The sequence below is a fragment of the Microbacterium sp. 05N427 genome, assembly GCF_056397105.1.
This window is the reverse complement of record NZ_JBFTMT010000010.1, coordinates 227,649-243,646: the sequence shown is the minus strand read 5'-3', so window position 1 is coordinate 243,646 and position 15,998 is coordinate 227,649. Positions and strand designations below refer to the sequence as shown.

Here is a 15,998-nt window from a genome sequence, read left to right as displayed (position 1 = left end):
GCTGCCGGGCTCCGCTGCCTCGGTCAGGGTCCAAAGTCCCGTCGGGCAGGCGGCACGATCAGCCGTGAGCACGCCTCGGACCGCCGGAGGGCGCGGTGAAGCGTGCGGCGCGCCGCAATACGCGCCGCACACGGGGACGCGGTGGCACGACGACCGAGGGTCGCGCGCTCATCCGCCGGAAGTACCAGAGCTTGGCGAGTTCGACGAGCACCAGATAGACGATCAGCATCGCGACGAGCGCGAGGAAGAAGGGCGCCGGCAACGGTGTGAAGCCCAGCAGCCCGTTCGCCGGCGAATACGGCAGCCATGCTCCGACGGCGATCGCGGCGAACACGGTGATGGCCAGCACCGGAGCCGGACGGCTCCGCACGAACGGGACCCTGCGGGTACGGATCGCGAACACGATGAGGGTCTGGGTCGCTATCGATTCGATGAACCAGCCGGAGCGGAACTCGGGCGCGCCCGCGTGGAAGACGAACAGCATCAGCCCGAAGGTCGCGAAGTCGAAGAGAGACGAGATCGGCCCGAACAGCAGCATGAACCGGCGGACCGCGCCGATGTCCCAGTGCGAGGGCGCCCGCAACTGCTCGGGATCCACCCGGTCGGCGGGGATGACGAGTTGGCTGGTGTCGTAGAGGAGGTTGTTCAGGAGGATCTGCCCGGGGAGCATCGGCAGGAAGGGCAGGAAGATCGAAGCGGCGGATGCGCTGAACATGTTGCCGAAGTTGCTGGACGTGCCCATCATCACGTATTTGATCGTGTTGGCGAAGATACGCCGCCCTTCCGTGACGCCGTCGGCCAGCACGTCGAGATCCTTGTCGAGGAGCAGCACGTCCGCGGCATCCTTGGCGATGTCGACGGCGGAATCCACCGAGATCCCGATGTCGGCGCCGTGCAGCGCGAGAGCGTCGTTCACGCCGTCGCCGAGGAATCCCACCGCTCGGCCGCGATGCCGCAACGCCCTGATGATCCGAGCCTTCTGCTCGGGCGAGACCCGGGCGAAGATCGTGGTCCGCTCGGCCGCATCGATGAGCATCGCGTCATCCAGGGCGTCGACCTCCTCCCCGGTCAGCACCGCGGTCACGTCCATCCCCAAGTCGCCCCCGGTGCGGGCTGCGACCACCGCGCTGTCGCCTGTGCAGACTTTGACCGAGACGCCGAGATCCGCGAGCCTCTGCAAGGATGCGCGGGCGCCCGGCTTGACCGCATCGGAGAACACGAGGAAACCGCCCAGGATGAGGCCCTCATCGAGACCTGGGGTGAGGGCGACGGCCCCCGGGACGGCGCCGTGGGCGACGGCGACCACTCGGAGCCCCTCGCGATACAGCGCGTCCAACGCGGCGGTCGCGGTCGTCGGCACCGCCGCGCAGTGCGGCAGGATCGATTCGGCCGCGCCCTTCATGATCACCATCGGGTTCTGTTCGTCGCGCTGGACGAGCACAGTCATCGTGCGGTGTTCGTGGTCGAAGGGGATCGCATCGAGACGGTGCCACCCGCCGAGCGCCGCGCCGCCGGCCAGCCCCACCAAGAGCGCCGCGTCCAGGGCGTTCAGCCCCACGACGGAGAGCGAGCTCAGATCAGCCTCGGAGGCGAGCAAGCCCCATTCGACCAGCGGGGTCGCGGCATCGCCGTCGACCGGGACCGCGCGTTCGAAGGAGATCTCCCCGGTGGTCAATGTCCCGGTCTTGTCCGTGACGAGCAGGTCGAGATCGCCGAGATCCTCGATGCACACCATGCGCTTGACGAGCACGCGGCGTCGCGCCATCGCGCGCGATCCCGCCGCGAGACTCGTGCTGACGACCGCCGGCAAGAGCTGCGGAGTGATTCCGACCGCGATCGCCAACGAGAACAGCAGCGACTGGATCAGCGGCCGGCCGAGCGCCACCGCAATGACGAAGATCGTCGCAGTGAGAAAGATCGCCACGAGCAGCAGGAACGTCGAGAAGCGTCCGAGACCGCGCTGGAACTCGGTCTGCGGCTCCCGCGCAGCGAGCCCCGCGGCGATCCGCCCGAACTCGGCGCCAGGTCCTGTCGCCACGACCACTCCGGTCCCGGAACCCGCATGCACGACCGTCCCCATCAGCGCGCAACAGGTCAGATCCCCGACGCCGGTGCCCTGAGGCACCGAAGCCACTCTCTTGACGGCAGCCATCGCTTCGCCGGTGAGGATGCTCTCATCGCACTCGAGCCCCTCGGCATGCAGCAGACGCAGATCTGCGGGCACGACGGTTCCCACGGAGAGCACCACCACATCACCGACCACGAGCTCGGTGACATCCACCCGCTGAGCCGCACCGGACCGGCGCACGACGGCCGTGTGCCGCAGCCGGTCGTGCATCGCATCCGCCGCGCGTTCGGCACGGAACTCGTTGACGAAGCCGAGGCCGACGCTGAGCAGCAGGATCATGCCGATCACCACGGCGTCCGTGATGTCACCGAGGAAACCTGCGACGATCGCCGTCCCGAACAGCATCAGCACGATCGGGCTCCGAAGCTGCCTGCCCAGCACGCGCCAGGGACGGGCCCCTCGGCTGCGGATCGCATTCGGCCCCTGCCGCGCGAGCCGCTCCAGGGCGTCCGCCGTGCTCAGCCCGTGCTCGACCGATCGGAACTCGGTGAGCACCTGAGCGGGATCCTCAGCCGCGCACCGGCGCACCGCACTCTGCAAGGTCGAGGATCCGGCCGGAGCCGGTTGCAGGGAATTGCCGCCCCCGCCTGCGGTTCTCGTCGTCGCGTCCGGGGCCTGCTCAGCGGACACGACTCCAGCTCCACTCGGCCACTTCGGGGATGTCCTCACCGTGCTCGCGAGTGTAGGCGCGGGCGCGCAGCCGCGCGTCCTGCAAGTCCTGCCGCAGTGACGCGGAGCGCTGAGCGAGCCCCGGCACGCGGTCGATCGCGTCGATCGCCAGCTGGTAGCGATCGAGGTCGTTGAGCATGACCATGTCGAACGGCGTCGTGGTCGTGCCGTTCTCCTTGTAGCCGCGCACATGGAGGTTGTCGTGTCCGTGCCGCTTGTAGGCCAACCGATGGATGAGCCAGGGATAACCGTGATACGCGAAGATCACCGGCCGGTCGACGGTGAAGATCGCATCGAACTCCCGGTCGGACAGCCCGTGCGGATGCTCGCTCTCCGACTGCAGACGCATCAGGTCCACGACGTTGACCACGCGCACCCGCAGCTCCGGCAGCGCGTCGCGCAGAATCTGGGCTGCGGCGAGCACCTCGAGCGACGGAACGTCGCCGGCGGCCGCCAGCACGACATCCGGATCCTGCCCCGTGACCTCGGTACCCGCCCATTCCAGGATCCCGAGGCCGCGCGTGCAGTGATGCACGGCCTCCTCCATCGTGAGCCAGTTCGCGGCGGGCTGCTTCCCCGCGACGACGACGTTGACATAGTCCACCGAGCGCAGGCAATGATCGTAGGTGGACAGCAGCGTGTTGGCGTCGAACGGGAGGTAGACCCGCACCACCTCGGCGCTCTTGTTCACGACGTGATCGATGAATCCCGGATCCTGATGGCTGAACCCGTTGTGATCCTGCCGCCAGACGTGGCTCGTGAGCAGGTAGTTCAGGCTGGATATCGGACGCCGCCAAGGGATCTCGCGCGCCACCTTGAGCCACTTCGCGTGCTGGTTGAACATCGAGTCGACGATGTGGATGAACGCCTCGTAGCAGGTGAACAGACCGTGCCGCCCGGTGAGCAGATACCCTTCGAGCCAGCCCTCGCACTGATGCTCACTGAGCATCTCCATGACCCGTCCGACGCGGGCGAGGTGGTCGTCCGTCGGCAGGATCTGCGCGACCCACTGCTTCTGCGTGGCCTCGTATACCGCCGGAGCGAGACGGTTGGAGGCGGTTTCGTCGGGACCGAAGATCCGGAACGTGGAGGGGTTGCGCCGGATGGCCTCCGCGAGCCACGTGCCGAGCACTCTGGTCGCTTCGGCGCTCGTGGACCCGGGCGAGGGGACGTCCACGGCGAACTCCCGGAAGTCCGGCAGCGACAACGGTGCACGGAGAAGGCCACCGTTCGCGACCGGGTTGGCGCTCATCCGATGCTCGCCGTCCGGGGCGAGCCGTGTGATGAGCGCGACCGGTGCGCCGTCCTCGTCGAAGAGCTCCTCAGGACGGTATCGGCGCATCCAGTCCTCGAGGATCCTGAGGTGCTCCGGGGTGTCCCTGGCGCTCGCGAGCGGCACCTGATGAGCGCGATAGGTCCCTTCCACGAGCACGCCGTCGACCTCGTGCGGCCCGGTCCAGCCCTTGGGCGTGCGAAGGATGATCATCGGCCACTCCGGCGTCGCCATCACCGGGTCATCCGAGCGATACCGGCCCGCTCGCGCCTCCGTGCGGATGCGGGCGATCTCGTCGAACACCTCCTCGAGCAGGGCGGAGAAACGACGGTGGACGCTGATCGGATCCTCATCGTCGAACCCGCCCGTGAACACGTACGGTGCGTACCCGTAGCCCCGGAACAGTTCGACCAGTCGTCTCTCCGGGATGCGTGCGAGGACGGTCGGGTTCGCGATCTTGTAGCCGTTCAGATGCAGGATCGGCAGGACCGTGCCGTCCTGCACGGGATCGAGGAACTTGTTCGAGTGCCAGCCCGTCGCCGCGGGTCCGGTCTCCGCCTCGCCGTCGCCCACGACGCAGGTCACCACCAGGTCGGGATTGTCGAAGGCCGCGCCGAACGCGTGGCTGAGCGAGTAGCCCAGCTCGCCGCCTTCGTGGATGGACCCCGGCGTCTCCGGAGCGACGTGGCTCGGGATCCCGCCGGGGAAGGAGAACTGACGAAACAGCGCGCGCACTCCGTTCTCGTCCCGGGAGATGCGCGGGTAGACCTCGGAGTACGTGCCGTCCAGGTAGGTGTTCGCGACCATTCCCGGACCGCCGTGGCCCGGGCCGGTGACGAAGATCGAGCTCAGCTCGCGGTCTCGGATGACCCGGTTGAGATGCGCGTACAGGAAGTTCAGCCCCGGGGTCGTGCCCCAGTGACCGAGCAGTCGCGGCTTCACATCCTCCGCTGTGAGCGGTCGGCGCAGCAGCGGGTCGTTCTGCAGGTAGATCTGGCCGACGCTGAGGTAGTTCGCCGCGCGCCACCAGGCGTCGATGCTGGCAAGATCCGAGTCGGGGACGCCGCCCTCCGGCGTCGAGGGGTGCTCCGTCGGGTGCGTCTCGATCATGGTTGCAGCCTCGTCCTCTCACTGTCGTCGTTCCGGGCCATTGGTCCCTCGATCGGAGCCTGCGAAGCGATGGCGCGCTCCGGAGTCAGCGGGCCGCGCAGCGCCCGCAGCGCGTACAGGATCGTGGCGAGATCCACGAGCTCCTGCACCAGGGCACCCGCGACGGCGGGGATCACGCCGGTCATGGCGACGATCATGAGCGCGATGCTCAGCGCGATCCCGATCCAGATCGCGGTCAGCGCGACCCGCACGGTGTGCCGACCGATCTGGACCGCGTGCACGACCTTCGCCAGGGAGTCCACGAGGATGACGGCGTCGGCGGCCTCGCCCGCGGCGGTCGCGCCCTTCGCGCCCATCGCGATCCCCACATCGGACGCGGCGAGCACCGGGGCGTCGTTCACGCCGTCACCGATCATCATGAGAGGGCGCGGCTGCAGGTCGCGAGCGAGGCGCACCTTGTCGTCGGGCAGGAGCTCGGCGTGCACCTGGGTGATGCCGACCGTCTCCGCGATCGGATCCGCCGTCGCCGCCGTGTCGCCGGTCAGCATCACGATCTGCTCCACACCGTGATCGTGGAGCCAGGCCACGACGCCCGGCGACTCGGGGCGCGGCGCGTCGGCCAGCACCAAGGCTCCGGCGTAACGCCCGTCGATCGCGACGTAGGCCGCGGCCTGCCCCGCAGCGAGGTCGGTGCGCGCGAACTCCGGCACGAGCGAGGCGATGTACGCGGGCTTGCCCACGACCACCGTGCGCCCTCCGATGCGCGCCATCACGCCGTTGGTCGCGACCTCGCTCGCATCCTCGGCCGTCTCCGGCGAGAGACCGCGCTCGCGGGCCGCCGCACGGATCCCGGCCGCGAGGGCGTGCGAGGAATACTGCTCCGCCGAGGCGGCATGGCCCAGCACCTCCTCCGCCGTGAACCCGGCCGCGGGCCGGACATCCACGAGAGCCGGCTTGCCGCGGGTGAGCGTGCCGGTCTTGTCGAACGCTGCCGAGCGCACCCGGGAGAGCGTTTCGATGACCGCGCCGCCCTTGAGCACGATCCCGTCCTTCGCCGACCGCGACAGGCCGCCGAGGAACGCGACGGGCGCGGCGATCAGAAGTGGGCACGGCGTCGCCAGCACCAGCACCTCGGCGAACCTCACGGCCTCGCCGGAGAGCGCCCAGGCGAGGCCGCCGAGCAGCAGCGACACCACCGTGAACGGAATCGCGAACCGGTCGGCCAGCCGCACGACGGGCGCGCGCGAGTCCTGCGCCTGCCGTACGAGCGCGAGGATCTGCTGGTACTGGCTATCGGCACTGCGTCGCACCGCCCTCGCCCGCGCGATGTGGGTGCCGTTGACGGCGCCGGAGAGCACCGTCTCGCCGGCACTGCGTGTCACCGGCAGGCTCTCGCCCGTGAGCGAGGACTCGTCGAAGGAGACCTCCTCGGTCAGCAGCTCGCAGTCCACGGGCACGATCTCAGAGGGACGGATCAGCAGGACGTCGCCGATTCCGACCGCGTCGACGGGCACATCCCGGACGAGCTCGCCGTCCCCCTCTCCCTCGGTCGTGACGACGTGCGCAGTCTGCGGCGAGCGCTCCAGCAGCGCGGTCAGCTCGCGCTTGGCCCGGCGTGCCGCGAAGTCCTCGAGAGCCTCTCCCCCGGACAGCATCAGCACGATGATCAGGGAGGCGACGTACTCGCCGACTGCGAGCGTCGCCACCATCGCGACGATCGCGAGGACATCCAGCCCGAACCGGCCGCGCAGCATCTCGCGGATCATCTGGATGAGGGTCCAGACCACGAAGGCGCCGACCACGATCGACGCGAGCCATCGCGCGATGACGTGCTGAGAGGTCGCATCGAGCACGAGAATCACGATGAGGGTGACGAGGGCGATCGGGATCGCGGGCTGCCGTCTCACCGTCTTCAGCACTGCCATGTCGTCGAGCTCTCCCTCTCCGGTGGCTCGTGAGCCGTCTGTGCCTCCACCCTTCCGCCCAGTTGTCGCCCCCGCAAGTGACTTTCGTCCTGCGTGCCGCATCGGACACGGAGAAGGGTGAGGGCATGAACACCACTGCGAATGCTCCGATCCTCGTCGGCGTCGACGGCTCCGCCGCTTCGCTCGACGCTCTCCGTTACGCCGCGAAGATCGCGGCCGCGCTCGGGGCGCCCCTGCGAGCGATCACCACGTGGGACTTCCCTGCCCTCGTCGACCTCTATCCGAGCGTGGGCTGGAAACCGGACGAGGATGCGGCGGATCTCCTGGACGCCGCAATCAAGGACGTGTTCGCCGGAGATCCGCCGGCCGCTTTCTCGGCCGCGGTCGTGGCGGGCCCCGCCGCGCCCGTGCTGATCAAGGAGAGCCATGGCGCCGAGATGCTCGTGCTCGGCAGCCGCGGACGAGGAGGCTTCACCGGCCTGCTCCTCGGTTCGGTGAGCGCGACCTGTGCAACGCATGCACACTGCCCTGTTCTCGTCGTGCGGCACGAGCCCCACGAGGAGTGAGGAACAGGTTGCCGCGGCGCATACGGCGGCATGCCGGGCGGACTCGATATCGGAGACGACACCCCCGAGGGTTTCTGCACGGTCCGCGTCCTCCGTCGGCGCCCCTCGCTCGCGTTCGCGAAGTTCGGGGGCGTGCTGGGCTCAACGGTGCTGCAGTCGTCCGGCCAGCTCCAGCGCCCATCGTCGGGCGCGCTCCCGCTCACTGTCGGACAGCGGACCTTCGTAGCCGTGCACGCACGCCGAAGGTCTCAGGGCTCGCAAGCAGACGGAACCCGAGGGCGGTCAGTTGCCGCATTGTCTTCTTCGCAGCGGAACCCGGCAGCCGAGGCGCCATCACGCGAGTGTCAAAGGTGGCGACGGCGACATGTCGGCTCGGCGATGGCAGGGCCGCGATCCATTCGCGGATCCCACATAGAGGGATCCGCGTCGCGCCCTGCTCTCTCGCCGCGCCGCGTGTGGCCGACGTGGGCAAGGTGAAGGCATGAGTGGGTGTGCCGACGATCGGGAGATCGACGTTCGACGTTCGACGTTCGACGTTCGACGTTCGACGTTCGACGGCACGGTACCGGGCGCCGAGTCGGCGTCCGCGACCTCCACCTCGCCGCCGGTGCGATGAAGAACTTCTCCCAGACCTGCCCCGATCTCGCGAGCAAGGCGTGGGAAGGCGGGGCACCGACGCCGAATCAGTCCAGAATCGCCTGCAGGCGTGCGCCCGCAAGTGACTTTCGTCCCGTCCCCCGCGGCGCTCGCGGAGAAAGGTGAGGACATGAATACCACTGCGAACGCCCCGATCCTCGTCGGCGTCGACGGCTCCGATTCCTCGCTCGACGCCCTTCGTTACGCGGCCAGGTTGTCAGGCGCCCTTGGGCTCCCGATCCGCGTCGTCATGACGTGGGACTACGCCGCCCTGATCGACCTGTACCCGACGCCTGATCGGTCTCCCGACAAGGAGACGGCAGTGCTTCTCGACGCTGCGATCAAGGACGTGTTCGGCGACGCCCCGCCGGCGGATCTGGCCGCCGCCGTCATCGCGGGTCCGGCTCCCTCCGTGCTGATCGATGAGAGTCGCCGTGCGGAGATGCTCGTGATCGGCAGCCGCGGTCGGGGCGGATTCGCCGGTCTCCTGCTCGGATCGGTCAGCTCAACCTGCGCGACGCACGCGCACTGCCCTGTCCTCATCGTGCGGCACCAGAAGCACGAGGGCTGAGCCGCAGCGCGATCGTCGCCTACGGCTCTCGGCGGCGGCCGCGCTCGATCTCGAACACCGCAGCCTGAGTGCGGTGATCCAGGCCGAGCTTGCTGAGCAGTCCCGAGACGTAGTTCTTGACCGTCTTCTCCGCCAGTCCCAGTCGTTCGCCGATCTGCCGGTTGGTGAGTCCATCGGAGATCAGCGCGAGGATCTGCCGCTCGCGCAGGCCCAGAGAGCCGAAACGGGGGTCCTCACCGGGCGCGTCGCGCAACCGCTGCATAGCGTTGCGCTCCGCGCCCGGATGCAGGAGTCTTTTGCCCGCCCCGACGTCGCGGATCGCCCCGACAAGCTCCGCGCCGCGGACGCTCTTCAGCAGGTATCCGGCTGCGCCGGCCACGACCGCGGCGAACATCGCGTCATCATCGTCGTAGGCCGTGAGGATGAGACACTGCACCTGGGGGTGATCCTGTCGAATCTGCCGGCACAGATCGATGCCGTTCCCGTCCGGGAGCCTGACATCGAGCACGGCCACGTCGGGTCGGGTCGCGGCGATCCGTGCCAGCGCATCATGGGTGGTGRCTGCCTCGCCGATCACCGTCAGATCGGACTGGCCGTTGATCACCCCCGCAAGCCCCTGGCGGACGATCTCGTGATCGTCGACGATGAACACAGTGCTCATCCGGACTCCCTCCCGTTCCGCTCATCATGCCCCAGAGGCATGGAGACCCGCAGGGGCGAAGGTCCCGCGCCGACCATAGACTGCCATGTATCAGGGACAGAGGCGCCATGGACGACGATCCGCTCACATTCCCCGATGTTCCTCGGCTGGAGCTCGAGAAAACCATCGCGGAGCTGATGGCCCGCGCCCAGCAGGTACTCACCGCGCAGGGGCGTCTGCGCAGCCTGCTCGGCGCCACCCGTGCCGTGAGCGAGGACTTGGACCTCGACACGGTGCTGCGACGCATCATCAGCGCGGCCATCGAGCTCGTCGGTGCCCGGTACGGCGCGCTCGGGGTGATCGATGAGGACGGTCTCCTTGAGCGCTTCATCCATCAGGGAATCGCCCCCGAAGTGGTCGATGAGATCGGTGCCCCTCCGCGAGGGCACGGGCTGCTCGGTGCCGTGATCGAGGCCGGCGAGACGATCCGGATCCCGCGCATCGCCGACGATCCGCGCTCGGTCGGCTTCCCGGATCATCATCCGCCCATGGATGCTTTCCTGGGGGTGCCGATCCGGGTGCGGGATCAGACCTTCGGCAATCTCTACCTGACGGACTCCGACAAGCAGACCTTCTCGGACGAGGATCAGGAGATCATCGAAGCGCTCGCAACCACGGCGGGGGTGGCGATCGAGAATGCTCGGCTCTTCGCGGAGACGCGACGACGGGAGCGTCTCGGCACCGCACTGTCGGAGATCACCGCTGCCCTGCTGTCGCCCGACTCCGTGGACGTCCTGGGAATCGTGGCGGACCGGGTGACTTCGATCATCCCCACGGATCTGGTCACGATCATCACTCCGGACGAAGACGATCTGCTGCGCATCGACGTCGCGCGCGGGGCAGGAGCGAAGGCCCTGGAGGGCACGCATTACCCGGCGGCCGACGCGCTCGTCACCGTCGCCATCGCCGAAGAACGGCCGGTCGTCGGCCGTCTCCCCGACCCGGTCGATGTCGTGCTGCGCCCGTTCGGCTTCACAGTGGCCGTGCCACTCATCACTGCAGGGGACGCCGTAGGCGCCTTGTGCGTGTCACGCAGCGGAAGCACCTTCACGCGCACGGAACTGCAAACGATCGCAGACTTCGCTTCGCAGGCGGGAATCGCCATCTCACTGGCTCGCGCCCGCGAGCAGCGCCAGATCCTCGACATCATCGAGGACCGCGGCCGCATTGCGCGCGACCTGCACGACCACGTGATCCAGCGACTGTTCGCCACGGCGCTCGGCTTGCAGGGGCTGGCGGCAGTGCATACTCCAATCGGCGCCGACCTCGATCGCCACATCGAGGAGCTCGACGGAGCGATCTCCGACATCCGCACGGCGATCTTCGCCCTTCGCGCCCACGACGGCGCGAACAGCGGTCTTCGGCGCCGCCTGCTCGGGATCGTCTCCGACTATGCACCGCGGCCGCGGATCTCCTTCACCGGACCGGTGGACCTCGTCGTCACCGGCGATCTCGCCGATGACCTCGTCGCGGTCGTGCGCGAGTCGCTCGCGAACGTCACCCGACACGCGCGGGCCTCGATCGCGCTCGTGGACGTCCGGCTCACAGAGACCGAGGTGACGGCAACGATCGAGGATGACGGCGTCGGGCTGCCCGCGGAACTGACCCGGAGTGGCACCGCCAATCTTGCCGCCCGTGCTGCCGCCCGCGCCGGCGAGTACGTCATCGAGCGCCGGCCAGAGGGCGGCACTCGCGTCCACTGGAGCGTTCCCCTCCAGGAATAAGCAGGACCACCGGCTCGGCGGCGTGCCGACCCGCGTGACGAAAGTCCCATTCCGCACGTCGCAGCGGGTGTTGTGTCATCTCCATGAGCGCGACACTGACCTTCCTTGGGGCGACCGACACCGTCACCGGATCCCGCTACCTGATCGAGACGGGGAAGAGCAGGATCCTCGTCGACTGCGGCCTCTTCCAGGGCTACAAGACGCTGCGCGAACGAAACTGGGCACCGTTCCCGATCGACCCAAAGAGCATTGACGCCATCGTCGTCACGCACGCTCACCTCGACCACACCGGTTACCTGCCGGCACTCGTGCGCGACGGCTTCCGCGGCGCGATCCACTGCACCGTCGGCACGGCGGAGCTCAGCACGCTCGTCCTTCCGGATAGCGGGAGGCTGATGGAGGAGCAGGCCTCGTTCGCGGAGCGCCGGCACAGCTCGAAGCACGCACACCCGCGGCCGCTCTACACCGAACGCGACGCGATGACGGCGCTCGATCACTTCGAGCCGCACCCGTTCGACGTCTCCTTCGAGACCGGCGACATCCAAGTCTCGCTCGTCCCCGCCGGACACATCCTGGGTGCGGCGCAGGCGCGCCTCGACGTGGACGGCACCCGCGTGCACTTCACCGGCGATCTTGGCCGTGCCGACGACCCGCTGATGCGTGCGCCCCGCGACCTCGAAGCGACGGACGTGCTCGTCTCCGAGTCAACGTACGGTGATCGCGCACACCCGGCCGAGGATCCAGAGACGGCGCTCGCCGACATCATCAACCGGGTATGCCGGCGCGGTGGGGTCGTGCTGATGCCGGCCTTCGCGATCGGCCGTGCAGAGACACTACTGCTGCACCTCAGCCGTCTGCGCACCGCCGGAAGAATCCCAGACGTGCCGCTGTTCCTGAACAGCCCCATGGCGGTGAGCGGTGCCGAGATGTACGCCCGGCATCCTGAGGAGCACCGCATCCCCGCCGACGAATTCCATCGCATGTACGAGGACGCGACGCTGGTCCGCAGCGTCGAGGAATCCAAGGCGCTCAACAGCCGCGGAGGTCCGGCGATCATCATCTCCGCGAGCGGCATGCTCGAGGGCGGACGGATCCTGCACCACCTCGCCTCCTACGGGCCGGATCCGCGCAATGCGATCGTGCTGACAGGCTTCCAGGCCGGCGGCACGCGCGGGGATGCGCTGCAGCGCGGTGAGCGCACCCTGCGGATCTACGGGCAGGATGTGCCGATCCTCGCCGAGGTCCACTCGCTGGAAATGCTCTCCGCACATGCCGACGCCGGACAGATCCTCGACTGGATGCGCACCGCTCCGCAGGCGCCCGCGCAAGTGTTCCTCACGCATGGCGAGCCGGGCTCCTCCGACGCCTTGCGCAGCCGGATTCGTCGTGAACTCGACTGGAGCGTCCGGGTGCCGCATCTGGGGGACTCCGTCGCACTGGACGCGTTCCGGCATGTGGCCTCCGACGATGCGGCCCCCGACTCTCGCCCGTCTGCGGCAGTCTCCGCCCCGGCCGCCGCGGCTGATCCGACGAACCCGATCGCGGGAGTGTCGGCGGTTCCGGAGCCCGCGCCGACGGACTCCCAGACTCCGTCCGCGACGATGCGCGCAGCCGTGGTCTCGTCGTTCACCGAGCCCATCGCGGTGCAGGACGTGCCCGTCCCGGTCCCGGGTCCAGGACAGGTGCTCGTGCGCATCGAGACGAGCGGCCTGTGCCACACCGACATCCACGCCGCGCGCGGCGACTGGCCCGTGAAGCCGGCGCTGCCGTTCATCCCGGGACACGAGGGAATCGGCCGCGTCGACGGCCTCGGCGAGGGGGTCTCCGTACCCGCTGTCGGCACGCGCGTGGCGTTGGCCTGGCTCGGCTCGGCCTGCGGATCCTGCCGTTACTGCGCGAGCGGCCGCGAGAACCTCTGTCTGGCGCAGAAGAACACCGGGTATGCGGTGAACGGCGCGCACGCCGAGTACGCGGTGATCGACGCGCGGTTCGCCGTCCCCGTGCCGGAGTCGCTCGCCTCGCTCGACGCCGCTCCGCTGACCTGCGCCGGCGTGACGACCTACGCCGCGGTCAAGGCCGCCCACGTGACGCCGTCCGAGCGGGTCGCCGTCTTCGGGATCGGCGGCCTCGGGCACCTGGCGATCCAGTACGCGCGCCTGGTCGGGGCCGAGGTCATCGCCGTGGATGTGAGCGATGACAAGCTCAAACTCGCCACGATGCTCGGCGCAGACCACGTCGTCAACGCCGCGAAGACGGATCCGGTCGAGGCGATAAAAGCGCTCGGCGGCGCGGACGCCTGCATCGTGCTCGCCGTCGCGCCCGCAGTGTTCGATCAGTCCTATCGGGCCCTCGCCCGCGGCGGCCGACTCGTGCTCGTCTCGCTGCCCAAGGACGGCACCCTGACGTTCCCGATCTTCGACACGGTGCTGAACGGCATCGAGATCATCGGTTCCATCGTCGGGACGCGAGAGGACCTCGCCGAGGTGTTCCGGCTGCATGCGCTCGGTCGCACGACGGTCGTCGCCCAGACCAGGGATCTGTCCTCGGTCGCCGAGTCGATGCAGGAGGTGCTCGATGGCACCGTGCCGGCCCGGCTCGTGTTCGACTTCGACGTCGAGACCTCCGATTGACCCGATACCGGATCCGGTCGCGCCCTGCGACGCGGATCCGGGTGACTTTCGTCCTGCCGCCGGTTTGCTACCCGGAGAACCCTGGATTCATGGAGAACAACGAGAACAAGCGCATCGTCGTCGGCGTCGACGGCTCCGATTCATCGATCGCCGCACTCCGCTATGCCGTCCGGATCGCGGATGCCATCGACGCTCCGCTCGAAGCCGTGACCACCTGGTATTACTCCTCGCTCTCGGGCGCGCGGCTCGTGATGGAGTGGACTCCCGAGCAGGATGCGACAGACACCTTGGCGACGGCCATCGACCGCGCGTTCGGCACGAATCCGCCGGACCGCCTGGTCCGGACGGTGGCCGGAGGCCCCCCAGCGCGCACCCTGATCGAGATGAGCAGGACGTGCGAGATGCTCGTGCTCGGCAACCGGGGCCACGGCGGGTTCGCAGGACTCCTGCTGGGCTCGGTGAGCGCCGCCTGCGTGCGGCACGCGCACGCACCGGTGCTGGTGGTCCGCCCTCGCGAGATTCACGCCGAGGCCTGATCATGATGTACGGCTATGACGACCTCGGGGCCACGTGGTCAGTCCTATGGCTGATGTTCGGCATCGTGGCTTTCGCCGCCTACCTCTTCGCGCTCTTCGCGGTGGTCGCGGACCTTTTCCGCGACCACTCGCTCGGAGGCGTCGCGAAGGCGCTGTGGGTGATCGCCCTCGTCTTCCTCCCGCTGCTCGCCCTGCTCACGTACCTGATCGCCCGTGGCCCCGGAATGCAGAGGCGCACAAACCTCGAAGCCGAGCGGATGTGGCGCACCACCGACGACTTCCTTCGCCGGATGCCGGTCGCCAGCACCCCGTCCGAGGAGATCGCACGTGCCAAGGCGCTCCGCGACGACGGCACGATCACCGACGGCGAGTTCGACGTGCTCAAGGCGAGAGCACTTTCCTTCCCACCACCCGCTTCGGCCGCGAACACGTGGGCGGAACACCCGTAGTGCATCGCGGCGCCGGCCTCACTCCGCCCCGCCCGGCAACATCGCGCGCAGCGCCCCCTCAAGCGCCACAGGCGCAGCCGCGCCTCCGGTCGGCGCCGTGACGAAGAAGGCGCGCCGCTCGAAATCCGGAGTCGGCGATCTCGCCCGTCACTACGGGATACATCTCCTGGTGGTGACTCCGGTGCGGATGCTCAAGGGAGGCGCGGTTCTTGCCCCGCGTCCTTGACGAGGCGATCGCCGACCTTCAGCTCTTTCCACAGGGCTCGGTCGAGGCGGAGCCTCTCCACCCGTCCGTCGTCCGTCTCGACGGTGACCTGCCGGTAGAAGTTGGAGCCGTCCAGCAGCTTTCGCGACTTCTCGGTGACCGTGCCGCTCCAGACATCGTCATCGTGCATGTTCTCTCTCCATTTCTCTGATTCTCGGAAGCGCGGTGCCCGGGCGGCACCACCCTTCGGTCCGCTTCGCCGCGTGTCAGCGCCGGTAATGCAGCAGGAGGCAGCCGCCCGATCGCTCGGCGCTGATGAGCGAGAAGCGCTGCAGTCCCGCAGTCCCGTCGAGCAGTGGTTTTCCGCCACCCGCGAGGCTCGGCGCCACGACCAGCCGCAGCTGATCGACGAGCTCCGCGGCCAGCAGCGCGCGGGCGATCGACAGGCTGCCGTGGACGCCGATGTCGGATCCTGCCTCTGCTTTCAGCGCGGTCGCATAGGGAACCAGCGCGTCGCGGACCTGGCTCGAGCGCGCCCATTCGAGCGCGAGGGGCGATGAGGTGAAGATCCGCTTGTCGACGCCGTTGATGAAGTCGGCGAACGGCTGCATCGTCGATGTCGGCCAGTAGGGGGCCCATTTCTCATACGTCGTCCGGCCGAGCAGCACGGTATCCTGCGTCGCGATGGTCGCACCGAGAAAGTCGGCCAGACGCCCGTCGGCATCGCCGAACCACTCGCCCTCACCCGGGTCGTCCGCGAATCCGTCGAGCGACATCAGCTCGTACAGCACGATCTGCCGCTGGCCCTGCACATTGATGCTCATAGCCCCAGGATGTCCCCGTGCGGGCACCCGCGACAGTGCCGCCGTCACCGTT

General features: G+C 68.6%; 12 protein-coding genes. 6 read left to right on the top strand and 6 right to left on the bottom strand.

Features of this window, described 5'->3' with window-relative positions; translation table 11 throughout:
* Positions 1-58: 58 nt before the first annotated feature.
* The 3 genes from mgtA to AC1DG4_RS12075 are packed head-to-tail and all read right to left on the bottom strand — an operon-like array spanning position 59 to position 7,105.
* Complete coding sequence (gene mgtA / locus AC1DG4_RS12085) at positions 59-2,758, bottom strand: magnesium-translocating P-type ATPase (RefSeq protein ID WP_477378490.1); 2,700 nt, start codon at positions 2,756-2,758, stop codon at positions 59-61.
* A complete protein-coding gene (locus AC1DG4_RS12080) occupies positions 2,748-5,180 on the bottom strand; it encodes a phosphoketolase family protein (protein ID WP_477420250.1) in 2,433 nt (810 codons plus the stop codon). Before AC1DG4_RS12080 ends, mgtA begins: the two co-directional genes overlap by 11 nt.
* Positions 5,177-7,105: a heavy metal translocating P-type ATPase gene (locus AC1DG4_RS12075; protein ID WP_477378486.1), complete on the bottom strand. Its 1,929-nt coding sequence runs from the start codon at positions 7,103-7,105 to the stop codon at positions 5,177-5,179. Before AC1DG4_RS12075 ends, AC1DG4_RS12080 begins: the two co-directional genes overlap by 4 nt.
* Positions 7,106-7,230: 125 nt before the next feature.
* Between AC1DG4_RS12075 and AC1DG4_RS12070 the strand changes: the two genes are divergently transcribed.
* Both AC1DG4_RS12070 and AC1DG4_RS12065 read left to right on the top strand, forming a co-directional pair.
* Positions 7,231-7,671, top strand: coding sequence for a universal stress protein (locus AC1DG4_RS12070; RefSeq protein WP_477378484.1), 441 nt, complete (start codon positions 7,231-7,233; stop codon positions 7,669-7,671).
* A gap of 766 nt (positions 7,672-8,437) precedes the next feature.
* The gene (locus AC1DG4_RS12065) at positions 8,438-8,878 is read left to right on the top strand and encodes a universal stress protein (RefSeq protein WP_477378482.1); all 441 of its coding nucleotides are present in this window, start codon (positions 8,438-8,440) and stop codon (positions 8,876-8,878) included.
* Positions 8,879-8,897: 19 nt separating this feature from the next.
* Here the strand turns inward: AC1DG4_RS12065 and AC1DG4_RS12060 are convergent, their stop codons facing one another.
* Entirely contained in the window at positions 8,898-9,539 is a 642-nt protein-coding gene (locus AC1DG4_RS12060) for a response regulator (protein ID WP_477421253.1), read from the bottom strand.
* A 107-nt stretch (positions 9,540-9,646) separates the two neighbouring features.
* Between AC1DG4_RS12060 and AC1DG4_RS12055 the strand changes: the two genes are divergently transcribed.
* The 4 genes from AC1DG4_RS12055 (at position 9,647) to AC1DG4_RS12040 (ending at position 14,917) form a co-directional block, all read left to right on the top strand.
* Positions 9,647-11,302 (top strand): sensor histidine kinase, encoded by a 1,656-nt coding sequence (locus tag AC1DG4_RS12055; RefSeq protein WP_477378478.1) that lies wholly within the window; start codon positions 9,647-9,649, stop codon positions 11,300-11,302.
* Positions 11,303-11,385: 83 nt separating this feature from the next.
* Positions 11,386-13,932 carry a zinc-binding dehydrogenase gene (locus AC1DG4_RS12050; RefSeq protein WP_477378476.1) on the top strand — a complete coding sequence of 849 codons (2,547 nt, stop codon included), beginning with the start codon at positions 11,386-11,388 and terminating at the stop codon, positions 13,930-13,932.
* Positions 13,933-14,021: 89 nt separating this feature from the next.
* Positions 14,022-14,468, top strand: a complete 447-nt coding sequence (locus AC1DG4_RS12045; protein WP_477378474.1) for a universal stress protein — start codon at positions 14,022-14,024, stop codon at positions 14,466-14,468.
* A 2-nt stretch (positions 14,469-14,470) separates the two neighbouring features.
* Positions 14,471-14,917 carry an SHOCT domain-containing protein gene (locus AC1DG4_RS12040; protein WP_477378472.1) on the top strand — a complete coding sequence of 149 codons (447 nt, stop codon included), beginning with the start codon at positions 14,471-14,473 and terminating at the stop codon, positions 14,915-14,917.
* 191 nt (positions 14,918-15,108) lie between these two features.
* Here AC1DG4_RS12040 and AC1DG4_RS12035 read toward each other — a convergent pair whose 3' ends face one another.
* Positions 15,109-15,312: a DUF7489 domain-containing protein gene (locus tag AC1DG4_RS12035; protein WP_477378470.1), complete on the bottom strand. Its 204-nt coding sequence runs from the start codon at positions 15,310-15,312 to the stop codon at positions 15,109-15,111.
* Between the two features lie 76 nt (positions 15,313-15,388).
* Entirely contained in the window at positions 15,389-15,946 is a 558-nt protein-coding gene (locus AC1DG4_RS12030) for a dihydrofolate reductase family protein (RefSeq protein ID WP_477378468.1), read from the bottom strand.
* Positions 15,947-15,998 lie beyond the last annotated feature (52 nt).